At 72.1% G+C, this 19257-nt stretch carries 5 protein-coding genes; all 5 read right to left on the bottom strand.

From position 1 onward, the window contains the following. Positions 1-13: 13 nt before the first annotated feature. Complete coding sequence (locus tag ACFZAX_RS12955) at positions 14-14686, bottom strand: hypothetical protein (RefSeq protein ID WP_390961258.1); 14673 nt, start codon at positions 14684-14686, stop codon at positions 14-16. A gap of 7 nt (positions 14687-14693) precedes the next feature. Then, positions 14694-15044: a hypothetical protein gene (locus tag ACFZAX_RS12950; RefSeq protein ID WP_390961257.1), complete on the bottom strand. Its 351-nt coding sequence runs from the start codon at positions 15042-15044 to the stop codon at positions 14694-14696. A gap of 3 nt (positions 15045-15047) precedes the next feature. Continuing rightward, positions 15048-15497, bottom strand: coding sequence for a YbaB/EbfC family nucleoid-associated protein (locus ACFZAX_RS12945; RefSeq protein WP_390961256.1), 450 nt, complete (start codon positions 15495-15497; stop codon positions 15048-15050). Between the two features lie 58 nt (positions 15498-15555). Beyond that, positions 15556-18660, bottom strand: coding sequence for an AAWKG family protein (locus ACFZAX_RS12940; protein ID WP_390961255.1), 3105 nt, complete (start codon positions 18658-18660; stop codon positions 15556-15558). Between the two features lie 76 nt (positions 18661-18736). Next, on the bottom strand, positions 18737-19174 hold the full coding sequence (locus ACFZAX_RS12935; RefSeq protein WP_390961253.1) for a type VII secretion system-associated protein: 438 nt from the start codon (positions 19172-19174) through the stop codon (positions 18737-18739). Positions 19175-19257: the final 83 nt, after the last annotated feature.

Here is a 19257-nt window from a genome sequence, read left to right as displayed (position 1 = left end):
GGCGTGCTGCGGCTCATTCCTCCTGCACCGGGTCGGGGAGCTGGACCGTATAGGCGGAACCGTCGAACCGGATGCGGAGGGGATCACCGCTCCGGGGTCCGAAGGCTCTGACTTCGGACCCCGGGCCGACGATCTCGACGGGGAGGCCGAGACCCTCGGCCACCAGGGCCGTGAGGGTGTCCGCGTATGCCCGTGAGGACGCGCGATTCAGCAGCACGTCGATCCTCTGACCATCGGTCAGGGCGGCCTCCGTCACCGTGAGGAGATCGCCCATGAGGACGGCCTGGGCCCGTTGGCCGGACGTCAGATCAATCCCCAGGGCCGCGAGTTCGTCGAGCGAGACGAGGTCGTCCCCCTCGGGCAGGGAGATTCCGTAGGCGGTGCTGTTCATCGGGAGCCGGAGGCGGGCCCAGTCCGCGAGCGCTTCTTGTACGTCCTGCGCCACCAGCCACCCGAATCCGAAGGATTCGGCGAACCCGTCGGACCAGATCATCGCCGGCGCCGTCGCGCGCAGCCCTTCCAGCAGTGCCTGTGAGAAGTTCCGGTCGTCGGAGGAGGGTACCGGCGGCCCGTCCACCGGGGTGGCGGGCCCGGTGGGCGAGCCGCCGTCCCACGGCGGCACGACGGGAGGCGTCGGCGGGGCCGGAGCCTCCCACGCACCGGGGGTGGCGAACACGGCCGAAGGCGGGACCGATCCGCTCGTGCCGGGGTCACGCCCCGCGTCGACGCTCAGCGTGACCCGACGCCGGCGAGCCGCGCGGACCCGGCGCGCGGCCCCGGGCTCCGCCCCGGGATCGCCGGCGGGCAGGTCGAGTCCGGCCGCCTCGCGCTGCAACTCCACCAGGGCACGCGAACGTTCGTCGGACGGCGGCTCCGCGAGCAGCCGCTCCAGGCTCTCGTTCAGCACCCGTTCGAACTCGGCTGCGGTCACGGCCACCCTCTCGCCCGCCGTCTCCCGGGCCCGTCGGGCCCGCCGGTCCCGTTCGAAGCCGGGAATCCTGGTGCCGTTCCCGTAGCCCGTGAGGGTCACGACCGGGGGCCGGAGGCCGTGCTCCTCGTTCCACAGGCTCAGCCGGGCCACTTCGCGGGTCGCCCCGTCGACCCGGTAACCCGCCGTGTCACTGAGGCCCTTGTCGCCCTCGGTGAACTCCACGTCGCGCGGGGCCGGCGTCTCCTGGCCGAGGACGACCAGCGTCAGCGGGTCGAAGACCGCCGAGGTCGCGTTCGGCTCGTCGGGCAGCAGGGAGGCGTTGTACTCGTGGAAGGTCTCACCGGGCCTGCGCGCATACATCTTCATGTGCCACCACCGGCGGGCGTCCATCGTGGGCGGCAGTTGGACGATGTGCAGCCCCGCGGTCTTCTCCGCCATGTCCAGCATCCGGCGGGCCATGCCGAGCTCCTCCGACGGGTCGCTGTCCGGCGGCTGCGCGGCCACCAGCCTGTTCACCTCCGCGCGCCCGTCCCGCACCCGGATCAGGGCGCCGATGTAGCGCCGCATGCCTTCGAGGCGGCGGGGCGGGTCCTGATCGGCGGGCAAGGCGGCGATCCGCTGCTCCACCTGGCCCAGGAGGGCCTCCAACTGGGGTCCGTGAGTGCTCAGTCCCCCCTCGATGGCCGAGTAGATCGAGGTCTGGATGTGCCGGCGGCGGGCGAAATTCTCCAGGGTCACCTGGGAGCTGCCGTCCTCGCTCTCCAGCACCACGGAGGCGAAGTGGTAACCGAACGGCATGGAAGGCCGGGTGTCGCCCGGCTTCGCGTAGTTCGTCTCCAGCCCGAATCCGCCGCTCGCGTCCGGCGAGCCGATGGACTGCACGACATAGCCCTCTCCGACAGCGGCCCAGGCGAACTGGTTCGCGCCGATGCGCCGTGCCACGTCCGTGACGGCCCGCAACCGGTCCGGCTCCGGGCCGTCCAGCCGCAGCGCCCCGCCGTACGCCTCGCCCGGCAGGAACCACGGCTCCCGGCCGCCCTTCGTGCGGGGGTCCCGGCCCATCTGCCGGGCGGCCCACTCGGGACCGGTGCCGGCTGCCTCGGCGGGGTTCGCGGCGGCCGTCGCCATGGCCTCGGCGAGCAGGTGGGTGCCGGTCAGTTCCATCTCGTCCTCGGCGTTCATCCGCACCGGTGCCGTGACCCCGGTCGTGGGATCGCGGAACACCGCGTACGACGGGAAGCCGCCGAGCACGCCCGCCGAGAAATCGCGGCAGATCTCCACGGGCGGTCTTCCGCCCTCGAACACCGGCCGCACCCGCAGCAGGGTGACCTCGCCCTCCCCGGTCCGCACCGTGAGGGAAGCGCCGTCCGTGATCAGCGAGACGCCACTGCCCGCGGACCGCAGACGGGTCACCGCCCGGGTGATGACGGCCTGGGTCGCGTACGCCTCCTGTGCGTGCCCGCCCCCGTCGATGACGGCCAGCGTACGGTCGTTGGACACCCTGAGGTCCGGATCGGCGATGACATGCTCCTCCTCCAGGGGCAGCGCGATCATCGGGTCGTCCGGACTGCCGTCCCCGGCCATGGGCTGGAGCACCGGACCGTACGGTGGGTACACCATGCGGAAGAGCGGATCGTCGCCGGGGGCGGCGATGTTCACCTGGTAGTCCGACGCCGTCAGGACGTGCGGCCGGGCACGCCACGCGGCGTACCTGTCGCGGCCGCCGGCCGGCCTTCCGGCACCGGCCTGCGTGCCGGGGCCGGTGCTCGGGCCGGCCACGGCGTTGCCGCGGAGCAGCGAATCCATCGAGAACCGCAGAGGGTCGGGCGTCGCGTCGGCGTCCTCGGCGTCGAGCAGGAAGTCCGCGTCGAACTCGAGACCGGCGGAAAGGTCCTCCTGGCTGTCGAACGGAGCCCGGGACACGGGCCAGTCGGTGGTCCCGGGCCATGGGGCCTCACCCTCCGGGGCAGCCGCCGACGGGGCGGTGGGCGGGGCGCCCCAGGCGTGGTCACGTACCACCGGGCCGGACGCCGCCACCTGCTCGATGACCGAGAGGTACCGCTGCGGTAGCTCTCCGACGGGGCCGGCGGTCGCCATGACCCCGGAGGAGTGCACGGCGTGCGCACCGTCGCCGATCCGGAAGAGGAACCTTTCGTCACGTTGTTCGTCGGGGAGACCCAGGTAGTGGAGCACCTCGTGCAGGAGGACCGCGTCAGGGTGTGCCAGGTCCCAGGAGCGCTGATCCGCGTCACCCGGCTGCGGGCTGTCGGTGAGCGTGACGTGCTCGTCGTGGCCGGGGGCCTCGGTCAACTCGATCCCGACGTGGAGCTGGTCGCCGGAAGCCGGCAGCGCGTAGCCGGTGTTGACGTACCGGTCGAGGACGCCCGCCAACCGGTCGCGGAACGCGGCGAGCCGCGCGGAGTCGATACCGGAGGCGGGCGCGACGGGCAGGGAGACCGTGAAGTCCCGTACCCACTGGCCGTTCTCGGCCTGGATGCGCCGCACGGATGCCCTGACGAGCGTCATGGCGCCGCCCAACGTGCCCGGCCGCGGTGGTGCCGCCGACGGATCCGCGGCCGGGTCGAAGCGCTCGGTGCGGAGCTGCCCCGCGGGCGCGCCGGCACGGCGGTGGGCCCAGTCGTCACGGGTCACCGGTGAGGGGACCCTGCGGGCGGGCGGACTGTCGTGATCACGGCCCTCGGCTCCGTCCGTCGACCGGGACTGCGGGGCGGCCCCGGCGCGGGGCGCCCTGGACGTCGGATGCTGAGGGGGTGCGGCCCCGGCGGCGGGCGGCGGGCCCGCGTCGCTCGTGCTGTAGTGGTTGCGACCGTTGTAGAAGAGCTCCACCCGGCGGGAGGCGCCTTCCGGCCCCGCCGTCGGGAAGGCGGTCGGCTCCCCGCCGCCGTCCGGGATCCGCGCGATCCAGGCTTCCACTCCGACCGCGTGCGCGAGCAGCGGCAGGAGGAGCTCGCCCTGCGGGGTGTCCCAGCGCTGCCGCCAGTTCCGCACCGTTTCGAGGGCGGCGGCGAACTCCTCGCTCGAGAAAGGCGCCTCGCTCAACGGGTAGGAAGCGCTCAGCAGCCTTCGCAGCTCGGCGTCGTCCAGCTCGTCGATGCCGGGCAGCAGGCCCCTGGCCGCGAGGTGATCCAGCATCTGCTGGTCGGTGACGGCGTCGCCGTCTGCGGGAGACGGCGTGCTCGTGCCGTCGCCGGAGCTGTCCAGGGACGTGTGGAAGCGGGCGTGGAGAACCTCGGTGTCGAAGGTGGCGGGATGGGTGACGGCATCCACCCCCAGTTCTCCCAGCAGTTCGAGCAGCCGGGGACGCCGCATCGAGCCCAGGCTCCCGGTGAACGCGGCCGTCCGGGTCCTGCGCAGCTGGCCGACGATCCGGGCGGGCAGCCTGCCTTCCGCGTTCGCCGTGGCGAGATACCGCTCCACGTGGTCGCGCAGCGCGGCGACGACCAGATGCGCGTGCGGATGGGGCGGCAGGGCGGCCGCTCGCGGGGAGTAGGAATCCGCGACCCGCCGCAGATCCTGTCTCACGCGCGCCGGATCGTCCAGCCACCGGGCGGCCTGCCCGGACAGGGTGGGAAGGCTCTCGCGTACGAGCTGCGGATCGCTTCCCACGAACGCGTAGAGGAGGCACTCGCCGTTGGCCAGTGTGCTGACCGGACGGCCGCGGGGCCGCCTGGACGGACCGCTCCCACCGGTCCCCTCCCCGGGTGCCGCGTCGTCGCCCGGTGCGCTGCCGGCGTCCTCGGCGGCCTTGCCCTTTCCCTTCCCGTCCTTCGCTTCCTCGCCCTTCGTCCCCTTGCCTTCCGCTTCCTCGTTCTCGGCTCCGGCGTGCGTACTCCCGTCCGCCGAAGGCGCCTTCGGCTTCACGGCCGGCTTCGACGTCGCCTCGCTCACGACCGGAGGAACGCCCGGTACGGGGGCGCCCCGGGGTGCGGGGGGTGCGAGGGGAGGGGCGTCACGGCCCGGGCGACGGGCCGGAGCCGACGCCAGGGAACTGAGCGGGGTGGGGATGGTGCCCACCCCGGCCCGGTTCCGCTCCTCGTCCAGCGCGGTGGCCAGTGCGGGCAGCCTGCCGACCGCCGCGGTCCGGACGTCGGCCAGCCGGCTCTGCTCCCGCAGCGTCGCCGCCACCTGCCGGTCGAGGGAGTCCCGGCCGGCCAGCGCCTCGTCGCGGAGCGCGGCTGCCTTCGCCACGTCGCGCTCCGTCTCCTGAAGAGCGTTCTCGCGGTCCTCCGCCTCGCTCCGAGCCTCCGCGGCCCGCGGCCGCGCGGCGGCGAGCCGGTCGCGCGCCCGGGTGAGTTCCGCCCCTGCGGTGTCGAGGGCGGCGGTCTGCCCGGCCAGCGTCTTCCGGTCCTCCGCGAGTCCGTCGCGAACCGCCTGAAGCCGTACACGGGCCTGCGCGATACGCAGGCGCGCCTTCTCCGCGCTCCCTTCGAGAGCGTCGATCCTCTCCGGCGAGCCGGCGCTCTCCCCGGGCGCGGCCGGTTCCTGGGAGGAGGACCCTTCCGCCGGCCCCGCCCCGGTGGCCCCGCCGGACTCTCCCCCCTCGGTTGCGACGACTTCAGCTGCGCCGCGCTTTTCCCGGGCGGCCGTAAGCGCCCTTCCGATCCGGCCCAGTTCGGCCTCCACGGTGATGACCTCGGTGGTCAGCACCACTTCCGTGCGCTCCGCGGAGGCGATCCGTTCCCGCAGCTCCGGCACGGAAGCGCTCAGACGCGTCCGCGCGTCCGTCCACCGCGTCCGGTCGCGCTCGGCGTCCGACACCTCCTTCGCGCGGTCGACGGCCTGCTGCCGCGCGGCCCGGAGATTCTCCCGGCCGGTGTCGGCGGCGAGTTCCCGGGCGGTCAGGGCGTCCTCCCGGTCGGCCAGCAGCTGGTGGGCCTCCGACTGCGTCGGCCGCAGTTCCAGTTCGTGCAACCGTGCCTCTCGCTGGTCACGCGAAGCCTCGGACAGTGAGGCCGCCTGATCGCCGAAGGCCTGCCAGGCCCGCCGCACGGCCGCATCGACGCCGGGGTCGGCCGCGAGCGTTCCGTCCGCGCCGAAACCCCAGTGCCGCAGCTCTTCGCCGGTACGGATCATCAGTTCGACCGGTTTCCCGGCGAGTGCCGCCGTACGCGACGCGACGAACAGGGCCCGCCCCAGCCTGCCCCCGTCCGGGTCCGGCCCGAGTGCGAGCCACAGCTGCGCGGAGTCGTCCGCCTCGATTCCCTCCCGCAGGACGGCCGGAAGATCCGTGACCGGGTGGCGGGACCAGTCGCGCAGATCGGCCGCTTCCTGACCGGCGAGCATCGCGGGCAGATCGTAGACGTGGGGCCGGGGGCGTGCCTCGGTGATGCCGTGACCGAGGACGTCGCGCTCCTGGAAGCGCAGGGTCGTCGTTCCGGTGACATGGCGCGTGCCGTCCGGTCCGTGCACGGTGATGTGGGTGTCGGCGAGCACGGCGTACGTACGGGTCCCCCTCCCGTCGGCCGGAAGAGAGGTGCTCCCGGTCTTCAGCCACTCGCGCCGGCCGCCGGCGACGGCCGACGCGTTGCCCTGTCCCTGGGGCTGCTGGACGAGGACGGGAACCGTGGCGCCGACCAGATCACGGTTCGGGTCGTCCGCGCTGTACGTTCCCTGGAACGACACCCCGCCGGTGGTGCCGCTGCTCAGCGAGGAGCCGGCGGTGACGGCGTCCACCCGCAGGCGGTCGAGCGTCACGTCCCCGCCGTCACTGGTCGGACGGGGATTGTGCAGGGAGACGGAGAGCACCGGGACCCCCGACGGGCCGGTACGCGTGGGCCACGCCCCCGGCATCGACTCGGTGAGGCCCCCGGTGGTGCGCGGCCAGTCCAGCGCCATCTCGCCGGCCTGGACCAGCTCGCCGATCCGCACGGCGGTCGCCTCTCCGGACGACGAGACCGCCTGCGCGCGGAAGGACGCGGCCTGGTCGGGGGCGACGGTGTCGATCGCCCCGACGAGCTGTTCCCACGCGTCGAATCCGAACACCGGGGCCGGGCCGGTCGGGACGAGCCGGTTCTCCGGCAGGAACGGGCCGGTGCCCGCAGGGTCTTCCGCCGACAGGGTCGGCGGCGGCGGAGCCTGCGCCACCCGGTCGTCGGCCGTCGCCTCGCTGCCGGTGAACCGCAGCGCCAACCGCGCCGGGACCCGCACCGAACTCTCCGGCCGACCGGTCAGGGTCCTGGTGATCCAGGTACCGAGGTCCGCGTCCTCGTCGCCGAGCGAGATCAGGCCGTTCTCCAGAACTCCGCCGAAGTAGTTGAGGGGCCAGTCGACGACGGGAGCTGAGCGGACCGTGGCGGTGTAGTCGTATCCGACCTCGAAGTCCGCCGCGCTGTCCGTCCTCAGCCAGAACCGGTTCTCGGCCGATTCGGTGGCCTTGGCCGTCTGCGTGCGGGTGCTGCCCGCCGTCAGCGAGGGGCCTGCGCGGTCCGTCCGGGTGTCGGACTCGGGGCGCGGGTACTGCGTCGTCGGGTTGAGCGTCACCGCGTGCTGCCTCGTCGACGCCGTGCCGTGACTCGTCGCGGCGGGTGTGTGCGCGTGGTACTGCTCCATACCGGTACCCGCGCCGGCCGGGACACCCCTCACCGTGGCCCGCTGCTCCGGGGTCGGCCGGGGGCGCGCGGTCAGAGTGACCTCCACCAACCGTGCGCCGCCCAGGGCGACATGGCGGAAGTGGAAGCGCTGGGTCCCGGCAGGGCCCCGCCCGGGCAGCGCCCGCATGGCGCTCGGCGAGGTGTAGTCGGCGATCCGTGCCCGGACCCCGGGCAGGTAGGAAGCGTGGCCCGGCCGGGTGGATCCCGGCGCCTCCCTCTCGATCAGAGCCGTCAGTTCCTCCCGCAGCCGGTCGCGCCGTTCGGGCCCGTCCAAAGGGCCGGACGGCGTGGCGTCCGCCCCGTCCTCCGGTCCCGAGGACGGTGTGCCGGATGCCCCGACGGGCGCAACCGGCCCCTGACCGGTGCCGCTTCCGGACGGCGCCGCGCTTCCCGCCCCGTCCAGCTGGGTGACCGAGAGCACTCCGGCCAGGCCCAGTTCGCCCGTACGCGTATAGTGCTCCGGCAGCCGGAGGCTCGCCACCGGCGGCGCGGGCTGCTCCGGCGCGTCATCCAGTCCGGAGAACCACCGTGCGTCACGGCGCAGTTGATGCTCCGTCATGAGGAACTGCACCGCTCCGGGGACGTCCACCGCCAGCGTGACGTCCGTACCGCTGCCCACACCGAAGGCGTTGCCGACAGCGTTACGGGCGCCTCGGCGAACGGTCACCAGGTACGTCGCGTCGGCGCCGATCCGGTGCTGCTCCCCGCTCTCCGTCGCCGTACGGTTCACGGCGGTGGCCGACCCGAGGGAGTCCGCGGTGTCCGACTTCGAGGTCCAGCCGTACGCGCCGGACGGGCCGAACCGGTCGGGCCGGTCCGGCTTCTCCTGCGTCGCGGGGGAGGCGGGCGACGGTTTCCCCTGCGTCGTGGGGGAGTCGGACGACGGTTCCGGCGAGGCGGTCGGCTTGGTGCCCTGGGAGGCGGTCCCGGTGAACCCCAGCCGGTGGCTCGTGGCGACGGACTGCGCCTGCGTCGCCGTGTCGTTGGAGCTGAGGCCCGTCTCCAGGTACTGCCTCGCGCCGTGCATGAGTGTGGGGTGGTGCAGGTAGCCGCGGATCTCGACCGAGTACTCCTGGTCGGCGCCGAGTCCCGGCAGGGTGATGCCCTCGATCACGTACCCGCTCTTGAAGATCTGGTGGGCGCGCGCGGTGAGGGTACCCGGCGCCGTCGCCGCGAGCAGCACCTCGTGCGCGACCGTGGTGGGGTCGGTGGGACTCTGCCCGGCCAGCGACTCCGACACCAGACGGGTCACGGAGGCCACCATGCCCGGCGCGTGGGGCGCGGCGGGCGGCGGGTTGTGGAGCGGCAGCACACCACCGTCGTCCGATGCGGCAGGCGGGCCGGCCGTGACCTGACGGAAGGCCTCCCGCAGAGCACCCGACCCCCGCACCACGTCCACCAGCGCGTCGTCGGGCAGACGTACCACCGACGGCAGGGGGGTGCCGTCGGGGCCGGTCATGGCGAGCAGGTCCGCGTCGTTGCCGGCACCGGGAGCGGTGCGCGGCGGGCGGACGACGGCCCCGGGCGCCGGTGGTGTCCTCACGGGCTCCGTGCCCTCGGGGACGGCCAGCGTGCGGTGGTGCGGCACGGAGAGGGTGACGTGCCCGGCCACCGAGGCCGGCGGGGGACCGGCATGGTCCGCTCCCGCGGTCAGCTCGGCGAACCGCACGCGGGGAACGTCGCCCGATTCGCCGTACAGGTCCAGGGAGAACCGGGCGGGGATCTCGAAACGCTCGCTCGACTGCCCGGAACTGATGAAGAGCTGGTCGTGGCCCACGCCCGCGCCCACGGTCGCCGAGTGGCCCGCCTGCCACGAGAAGAGGTAGTCGCCCGCCCCGCCCAGGGTCCAGCCGTTCGACCCGGCGGGGAAGTTGACCCCGGCGCCGAATCCGGCCGAGAGACCGTATCCGGTCGCCTGCTGTTCCGTGCCGGGGACGCCCAGCGTCGCAAGTCCGATGCCCTGGATGTGGGGCAGTGTCCGCACGTGCCGTGACACCGCCTCCGGACGCGTGTCGCGTACGGCCGAAAGCCGCAGCTGGACCCGGCGGGTCCCGGTGGGGGTGGGCCGGTCCAGCCACAGGGAGTGGCCACCCTCGACCATGGCATCGGTGGCGGCGCGCTGCCCGATCTCGGAGCGGGCCTGCTCGAAGCGTCGGAGATTCGACAACTGGGCCTGTACCAGAGCCTCGTCCGGCAGGACCCTGTTCCGCCCGTGGACGGCCGCAGGCAGATAGCCCTCGGCGCGCAGCCACTGCTCGGCCTGCCGGAACAGCGTCTCCGTGCCGGTGATCTCCAGGGGGGTCGCGGTGATGCCGATGCCCTGCAGGTTCTCCAGCTCGGACGGCAGCGCGCGCCGCTCGGCGTCACCGGGCACGGTGCCCTGCGCGTCCTCGGCGGTGAGGACCCTCAGCTGCATCCCGTCGGCCCACGGGGCGAACGTGTGGGACGTCTCGCCGCCCCCGGGCCGCACCAGCGTCAGGGTGTGGGTGACCGTGGTGGGCGTGAGCAGATGGCTGCGGTTGCTGCGCACGGCGTGCATGATCGCCGCGGTCCCGCCGCTGGACAGGGATTCGCTCGTCTGCCAGGTCGCCCCGCCCTTCCCCACGACACTGCCGCCCAGCGCCGTGGCCGCCGCGGCATGACCGCGGGACGTGTCCTGGGTGAGCGACGGTCCGACGCTGACGTTCAGCGCGACACCGCTGGTGAACTTCGCCTGGCCGTCCACCTTCACCGTCTGGACGACATGGCTCTCCAGATTGATCTTGGTGTCCACGCTCCTGCGGGTCGGGGCACCGGGAACGGCTGTCGTGGTCAGCTTGAACATGCCGATGGCCCGGCCGGAGGAGTCGAGGAGGACGGGCGAGTACAGACCACCGCGCCGCTGCATGGGAAGCGTGCCGCGCAGGGTGGGCTCCGAGAGGAAGGTCTCCAGCTCCTGGACCGACGTGGGCGACAGCCCGGCGAGATCCGCGCGGAAGACCTCACGTGCCTCCTCCAGCAGCCGCTGCGGCTCCGCCACCGCGTCCACGCCCCACACCGGGAGGTCGTCCAGTCCCGCGGGGGCGGGCAGCGGGTCGCCCGAGGTGTCGTCGACCGCCAGGTGCTCCGGGAACCAGACCGTGACCGGTCCGTGCCGCTCCGGCGGACCCCAGGTGTCGCCCGGAGCCATCCGCGGAGTGTCGACCCTGACCTCCCAGCCGGAGGCGAACTCGTACGCCTGCGAGAGCTCGTTGCTGCGCTGTGCCGTCGTCGACTGCACGGCGTGCGTCACGGTCGTCGAGGACGAGTACTGATTGTGCGTCAGGGAGAGCGACGGGGACACGTTGACGGCCCGTACCGCGCCCGCCGCCAGAATCGGGAACGACCCCGACCAGGGAACCGGAACGGTGCGGTACGTCCCCGAGGTCGCGGTGTCGGCGGTCTCCTGACCGCCCTGCCCCCGGCGCTCGACCCGGACGTCGGGGTCGGTCGGGTCCAGCCGCCCGCTGCGCCCGGATCTCACCGGGTCGCTCAGGCCCAGCCGTACGTCCACCACCCGGCTGCGCCCCGCCACATCGACGGTGACGCGGTATCCGGCGCTGGAGAGCAGATAGGGAAGGTTGATCGCCATCTGCTCGGCGCTCAGCACGTCCTGGAGCCGTGTCAGCACGGGGTGACCGTCGGCGGGTGCGACCACGCCGAGGGACCGCAGGACCTGGCGGTGCACCCCGTCCACGACTGCGGCGGGCAGCGGCTCCACCTGGACCAGCCCGACGACACCGTCGTGCCGCGACCCGTAGGCACGCACGTAGGCGGAGGGAGGCGGAGGAGGGGGAACGGACTTCTCGGGCTCCGCGGGATCCTTGGTCTCGGGAAGCCCGCGCGTCTCGGGAAGCCCGCGCGTTTCGGGGAGCCCGTGCGTCTCGGGGACGTCCGGCAACTCGGGCGACGCGGGTGGCTCGGGAGTCCCTGGGGTGTTCGGCGCCGTGAGGCCGTCCGACGGGCCGACCGGGGTTGTCGTGAACTCGGGCGTCCCCGCGAACCCCGGCGTCCCCGGCACCGGGGTCTTCGACATCACGAACACCGACGGCACCGCGGCCGAGACGGTCTCCCCGTCCTTCGGGACGTCCGGTCCGGACTCCGCGTCCGGGACGGGTGTGGCCACCGACGTGGTCGTGGAGGTCACGGAGGTCGTGAACGACACCGGCAGAGAAGAGCTGATGGTCGCCGGCTGCCCGTGGGCCGGCGGTGCGGCTGCCCCGCCGAGAGGGCTTCCGGCCGGGCGCGGGGCACGCGGGTCGGCTCCGACGGTGAGATCCGGGGCACGTCGCTCGCCTGGAGCACGGGACGCGACCCGCGCGGGAAGAGAACCGTCGCCGGTCGTGGTGGGGCCGGGCGGGGGAACCTCGCCGATGAGAGCGCCCAGCAGGGCGAGATGGCGGGGACGCAGTCCGGCCTGGACGTAACTCCCGGCGTCGGAACCGACGTCTTCGGCCTCCGCCGTCCCCGCTGTTTCCCAGGCCTCGGTGACCGGCCGGTCGTAACGCCCCATCAGGCTGCCCGGTACGTCCGGACGGTGCGGCGCCGAGGCGTCACGGGACTCGTCGCGCAGTCCGAGCTGGTGCCCGATCTCGTGGGCGAGGTCGTTCTCCGTCGCGTCGAGCAGCCAGGTGTGCTGCGACATCACCAGGTGCGGGCCGGGAGCCTGGACGCCCACTTCCAGGTGAGCGCCGTGCGCCGGATCGGCGGGCACCACGCTGACGTGCAGCGTGTCGCCGTTGGGCAGCAGGTGCCCCGGGGCGTTGAAGACCCGTTCCACCCCCTCGGCCATGCGTTGCCACAGCTCCTGCCGGGCTGGGGACGGGAGGCTGTCGGCCCCGGTCAGGGCGACCTCCACGGTGAGGTCGGTCACCGGCACGCCCTCGTGGACGAAGCGGCGCACGTCGAAGCCCGAGTGGACCATGTACTGCGTGGTACCCGAGCCGTCACGGGCGGGTGCCGCGGAAACCGGGTCGACCCAGGTGTGCTGCCGCTCCACCGGGGGCGCCGCCGCCCGGGCTTCGGCCCATCCGGGGGCGGACGGGGATGTCGCGGGGGAGACGGCGACGGGGGAGAGGACGGGGGGAACGGCCAGCGGGGCCGCGCCCACCGCCACGTTCACGTCCGGGGCCGAGCCCGTGTCCGCGGGCACGGATGCGGGGGATGCCGACGTGGCCGACGGCATGCCCGCCTCGGGGCCGGCGATGGCAGGCGACAACGGGTCGAAGCCGGGACCGAGCTCGGTCCCGGGGCCGGATTCGGTCCCGGCTTCGAGACCGGCGTCCTGGCCCCCGGAACCTTCCGTGGCTCCTGGCACCGGCTGGGTGGATCCGGTGGACGGACGAGGCGAGCCGGGCGCCCTCGTGGGCGGGGCGGAGGGCGCCGGTCGGTCGACGGCGTCCGGTCGGTCGCCCGTCGCCTCCGTACCGGAACTGCCCGACGAGACGCCGGTATTGGCCCTGGTCCCGGCCTCGGAGTCCGTGCCCGGGATCTCCGTCTCCGGGACCTGCGTGCCCGGGGTCTGCCTGTCCGGAGCTTCCGTGTCCGAGGTTGTGGCGGGGAGCGGCGCACCGCCCAGCGTGCCGTTCCTGGTGCCGGCGCCGGACGTGGTGGCCGGCGCGCCACCCGCGACCGTGGGCAGTTGCGCGCCGTGCGTCCGGGCGGGCGTGGGTGTGCCGCCCGCTTCCGTACCCGTGACTGAGGGAACGCCGCCGTTCTCGCCGGTCCCGGCCCTGGTGTCGCCGCCCGGAAGCGTGAACGAGTCCACGTCGTCCCCCGTGAGCGCGGAGGGACCGTCGCCCGTCCGAGTACGGCCGGGGACCCGCACACCTGCGTCCGGACCGCCGGCCGATCGGGTACCACCGATCGTGGAGATGTCGGGTAGCCCGGTCGTGTCCGACCGGATCGCGCCGGTGCCGCTGTTCCCTCCGAGGCTTCCGACGCTTCCGATTCCTCCGACGCTTCCGGCGCCCCCGACGGTCCCCGGGCCGCCTCCGACGGTCCCCGGCCGGCCTTCGGAGTCCGGCCGCGTGTCCGCTCGGGGCTCGCGGTCGCCGTTGCCCTTGGATTCAGGGTCACCGTCGCCGCGACCGACCGTGTCGACTTCGATGTTCTTGAACCCCAGCCCCTCACCCAGCGAGTTGCCGAACTTCTCCGTACCGTCCTCGATCCCCTTCTCCACCACCGAGCTGATGCCCGAACCGAGGAAGGTGTCCCAACTGGTCGTCCACTTGCCGTCGAAGAGTCCGCCGACGAAGATCTCCGCGACCGCCTCCGACGCTCCGGAGACCAGGAAGTTGTCGCCGACGTCCGCGGCTCCGTCGAGAATGTTCTTCGTCTTCGACTTCGGCGGGTTGGTGACCTTCGTGGTGATGTCCGAAAGGTTTTTGTTGAAGGGATTGCCGCCCGGATTGTCGAAGACGTTCCTGAACGCCTTCCCGAAGTTGTTCGTCACCGACGAGAACAGGCCGTGGAAGGCCCCGGCCAGTGCGCCGAACGCGCCGTCCTTGAAGATCTGCCCCCAGTCGAATCCGTCGGGGCGCCGGCCCGCCGGAGCGAGCGTCATCATCGCCAGCCGTACCGCGAACGTCTGGAAGGCCTCCTGGAACGCCTCGGACAGGCTCGGCAGCAGGTGGGTGCGCTTGAGCAGAGTGTCCAGGGTGGTCAGGATCGCGACCCGGCTGCGCGCCTTCGCCACGGCGGCCTGGCTCGACGCCGAACCGCCTGTGAAGATCGACAGGGCGAGGATGACGGCCAGTTCGATGAGGAGCCGCACCAGCTCGGCGATGATCTGCCACTTCGACTCCATGATGTCCATGGAGCTCTTGATCCTGCCCTGGGCGATCGTGTCCAACTGCCCGGCGAATTCCTTGAGATGGTTCGTACCGCCCTGGTCCACGAACAGGTGCATCGCGCGGACGTAGTTGTCACCGACCTGCGGCGGCAGGGCCCGCCCCACCCCGGCCACGGACTGCTCGATCAGGTCCGACAGGTCCACGACCCGCTTGCCCAGGCGGTGGTACGGCTCGTGGCTCGCGTAGGCCTTGTCCTCGTCCGCTTGGAGCATCCGCTCGCCGATGAGGACGAAGAGCAGGTTGTTCAGCTGGGGCGAGACCTGGATGGACATCGGGAGATCAGTGCTTTCCGCCGTGGGAGCCGCTGCCGGAGGACCTGTGGATCGAGTCGAGGACACCCGACTGCGTGGAGAGGATGTTGCCCAGGTTCGCCAGGGTGCCGTCCGCCACACCGACGATGGCGTCGGAGAGCGCCACGCCGGTCTCCACCGCGGCTTTGCGTTCCTTCCGCTCCTGCGGCAGTACCTCCTCCGCGTAACTGTCGTCCGTGCCGGGCCAGTCCCGCGTGAGGTTCACGGACGAGACGAAGTCGTGCACGATCTCCCGTGCCAGCGCGCTGATCTGGTCGATCTGACGAGAACCCGCCTGGAGCCTGCCCGGCTCGGCGAAGTAGGCGTTTCCTTCGGGCATCGCTCAGTCCTCCGTGTCGTCGCTGATCTCGTCCCGGAGCCGCCGGGCCGAGGGCCGTCCGTCCTCGGCACGCGGTCCCTCCAGCACACCCGGCCCGAAAATCTTGTTCCAGTCGACATCCACTCCTGTCAGTTCCGGCACTCCGGAACTGGCCGCGGTGAACGGCTCGAACGTCCGCATCACCCGGCGGGCCATCTGCGCCCTCGCCTCCTGGACCGTCTCCAGCACACTCACCGCGAGCTGCGAGGCCGCCATCGTGCGGTACTTTCCGTCGAGGAACTTCAGCGCCTGCAGGTCGCCCTGCGCGGTGACCGTCACCTCCACGGACCGGTCCTGCGAGCGTACGGTGCAACTGGCCCCGCTCAGTTCCGACTCGGCCCGCGCCACGGCGGCCTCGGTCGCCTCCAGTTCGGCGATCGCCTGCGCGAGCCGCTGCTCGATCGACTCCTTCACCGCTGGACCTCCGTCTCCGCCACGCCACAAACCTCTCTGCAGACCGGGCTCGTACGCGTCATCGTCCGATCACCGCGGGCGAGCCCCCTTCGTCGGTGCCCCAGACGTCCTCGTCCTCGGCGACCCAGCTGTTGCGCGCCCGGTCTCCGCTCTCGGTGGACTGACCGCCCTGAGCGCCGCCGCCCCCGCCGCCGCCCGGATAGAAGGGGCTGGAACTCGTCGCCGTACCGCCCCGGGTGACCCGGATCTCCTCGTCCTCGTCCGCGACGGCCCCGCGCGACCGGGACCCCGACGCGCGCCTGCTGACGGCGCCCCCGGTCTCGGAGAGCACATTGCGCACGCGTTCCGAGGAGCCACCGCCACCTCCGCCGCCCATCCCGCCCATCCCTCCGCCGCCCATGCCGCCGCCCATGCCGGACGGGTTCAGCGGGACACCGCTGGGCGATCCCGACGATGCGGACGACCCGTCGGCGGCGGTCGCGAGTGCTCCTGAGGAACTCCCGGGAGCCCCCAGCGCGCCACCGGTGTACGGAGTGCTGTCGTAGTCCTCGTACGTCAGCGCGTCGTCCAGGAGGGAGCCGCTCCCACCGCCCGAGGAGAGGCCGCCCGAGGACAGGCCGTCATGGTTCAGCGAGGTGAGCGCATCGAGGGAGGAGCCCGCGGTCCCCGGCCCCGACGAACCGTTCAGTGAGCTCGAACCCGTGGTCGGGATGTCGGGGAAGTGCAGGTCCGGCCCGCCCAGTGACGAGCCGTTGAGGTCGGTCGTCGTGCTGGTCCCGTCCGGCGAGGTGGTGGTGAGCGCGCCCGTGTCGGGGTCGAGGATCTCCTTGGTCCCGTCGGGATACGTCGTGGTGAGAGTGCCGTCGGGGTTGAGGGTGGTGATGCTGCCGTCGGGGTTGGTGAGGCCGACGCCGGTGTTCAGGTGGCTGGTGGTGACGGTGCCGTCGGGGGCGGTGGTCGTGACCGTCCCGGTGGCGGGGTCGATCTTCTGGACCGTCCCGTCCGGGTAGGTCGTCGCCAGAGAACCGTCGGGGTTCAGCTGGGCGGTGTTGCCGTCGGCCGTGGTGAACGCGCCCGTGTGCGGATTGAGCGTGCTCTGGGTGACGGTCCCGTCGGGCGCGGTGGTGGAGACGGCTCCGGTGTCCGGGTCGAGATGCTGGACGGTGCCGTCCGGCCGCGTGGTGGTGAGGGTGCCGTCCGGGTTGAGGGTGGTGACGCTGCCGTCGGGGTTGGTGAAGCCGACGCCGGTGTTCAGGTCGCTGGTGATGACGGTGCCGTCGGGGGCGGTGGTCGTGACCGTTCCGGCGACCGGGTCGACCTTCTGGACCGTTCCGTCCGGGTAGGTCGTCGTCAGCGAACCGTCCGCGTTCAGCTGCGTCGTGCTGCCGTCCGGGTTGGTGAGGGTGTCGAGGCCCATCCCGCCGTTGAGGTCCGAGGTCTTCCCGTCGTTCTTCGACGGCGGGATCAGCCCCGGCAGGTTCAGGCCGCCGGTGAGCCCCGCCAGGTTCGGACCGGTGATGCCGTTGAGGTCGGTGGTGTCGGTTCCGAGGCCGCCGGTGCCCGGATCACCGCCCAGCCCGCCGAGACCGTCGTTGAGGCCGCTGACGGTCTCGTTCAGCCCGTCGTTGATTCCGTCGAGCCCGCTGTTGAGGTTGTCGACGGATTCGTTCAGCCCGTCGTTGATGTCGTTCAGGCCCTTGTCCAGCCCGTCGCCCAGCCCGTCCCCGAGACCGTTCAGGCTGTCGTTGAGCCCGCTGGTGACGCCGTTGAGGTTCTCGTTCAGCCCGTCGTTGATGTCGTTGAGGTTCTTGTCGAGATTGTCGTTGAGGTCGTTGAGCCCGTCTCCCAGCCCGTTCCCGAGATTGTTCAGGGCGTCGTTGAGGTTGTTGCTGTTGTTCTCGGCCTCCTCCCGCGCGAGGTCGGCCTCGTCCTTCTGGTACTCCTCGGACAGCGTCGACGTGTCCTTCGTCTTCAGCGGCTCGTCGAACGCGTCCTGCACGTCGATCCAGGCGTTGTTCACATTGGTCAGTGCCGTCGTCGCCACCGGGATGAGCTGCGCCTCGATGTAGTCGTTCCACCGTTTGACGGCGGCCTCGCCGATCTTCTTCCAGTTCGCCGTGTCGTTGAGATCGCCGTAGACCGGGTGGTTCTGCTTGAACGCGGCCGTCGACGAGTACGTGACGGTCGTCGAGTAGTAGCCCCCGGAAGTGTGCTGCTGGATGTGCGGGATGTTGTTCTCCAGCACCCATGCCGAGACCTGGTCGAGGATTTCCAGCACCGACCGGTGCGGGTCGTGCTCCCGGGTGTTCGCCCAGGTCGTCCACGCGTTGCGCAGGTTGGTGGCCTCGTCGATCAGCGTTTTCTGCGCCGAGATCAGCGCGTCGCTCAGGCGGGACTTCGGCACGTAGCCCGTGGGGCTGGTGTGGGTGCCGGTGTACGTGGCTCCGCCCATCTGCTCGACGTAGCTGTCGTAGTTCTTGTGCAGCTGGTGCACCAGGTGCCAGAACAGTCCCGCCGCCTTCCCCCGCCAGGCGGACTGTTCACTGCCCAGGGAGGTCTCCCACTGCGCGAGCGCTGTCGCGTGCTCGTTGAAGAACCCCAGTGCGCGGTCGAAGGCACGGCCCGTCCGCTCGAACGAGTCGAGGTCGACGGCCTCGTTGTTGAGCACCGCCAGACCGCTGTACGAGAAACCCCGGCTCGAACGGGTGTCGAGCAGTTCGTCCAGGGCCCCCTTCGACCCGCTGACGTACTGGCCCAGCGGGCCGAAGTCCCACTCGTCGCCGTAGTGGCCGGTGAACTCACCGCCCGCCATCGTCTCGCCCTGCTCCAGCAGCCGCGCCTGGCCGTTCGCGTCGGTCGGCACGCCGATGAAGACGATGCGGGCCCGCCGCATCGACACCCCGCTGTGGCTGCCGTCCCCGCCCGCGTTGTAGAAGGTGAGGTCGTAGTCCTCGCCCGCATGCGTCATCCATCCGCTGAGGGCGGAGAAGTCGTTCGCGGTGACCGCGCGCATACCGGTGCCCTGGATGTCCATCCGGAACAGCGGGATGCCCTCCTTGCTGCTCAGCTTCTCGAAGAGCCCTTTTCGGCTGGGGACGCCGTACCCGGTGAAGAGAGTGACGGCCTTGCCCCAGTAGTCATCGGTGTCGTAGTTGGCCGGCATGGCGAGAACTCCGCGGAAGGTGGGGGTGCGGACAGGAAGGCCGGGGACGGGGCCCCGGCAGGGCGTACGGCCCGGGTCAGGCCTCCGTGGAACCGCCGCCCAGGTCCGTGTCGACGTCGGAGAAGATGTCCAGCAGTTTCTCCCCGTCGATGGAGGTGAGCGAGGCCCCCTGGGTCTTGAGCAGCGTTCGGATCGTCTCGCCCAAGTCCCGGTCGATGTCGCCGAAGAGGGTGCTCTGGGCGTCGAAGATCTCGTCGATCGCCTCTGCCGCCGTCTTGACCACGGTCACCAGACTGGAGCCGCTCACGGTTTCGTCGCCGGCCATCAGCCCGATCGCGAGCACGGGGTTCTCGTCGATGTGCTCGGGCGTGGTGATGCCCTTCACGATGCTGTGCAACGCCCGGACGCCGGCCTCGTCCTTGCCGATGGCCTTGAGGTCGGCGATGAAGTCCGCGATGTCGTTGTCCTTGAACCGCTGAAGACCGGCCGAGTCCAGATGGGTGAGATCTGCCATGACGTCCTCCTGCTGAGTGTCCCGCGCCCTGAAGATGAGGGCCGGGCGGCCCGGTCCGGCCGGGTGCCGCCCCGCCCTGAGCC

The organism is Streptomyces sp. NPDC008125 (assembly GCF_042957125.1).
Lineage (GTDB): Bacteria > Actinomycetota > Actinomycetes > Streptomycetales > Streptomycetaceae > Streptomyces.
Note: the sequence above shows the minus strand (reverse complement) of the source record. Positions and strands in the feature narration are given on the sequence as shown.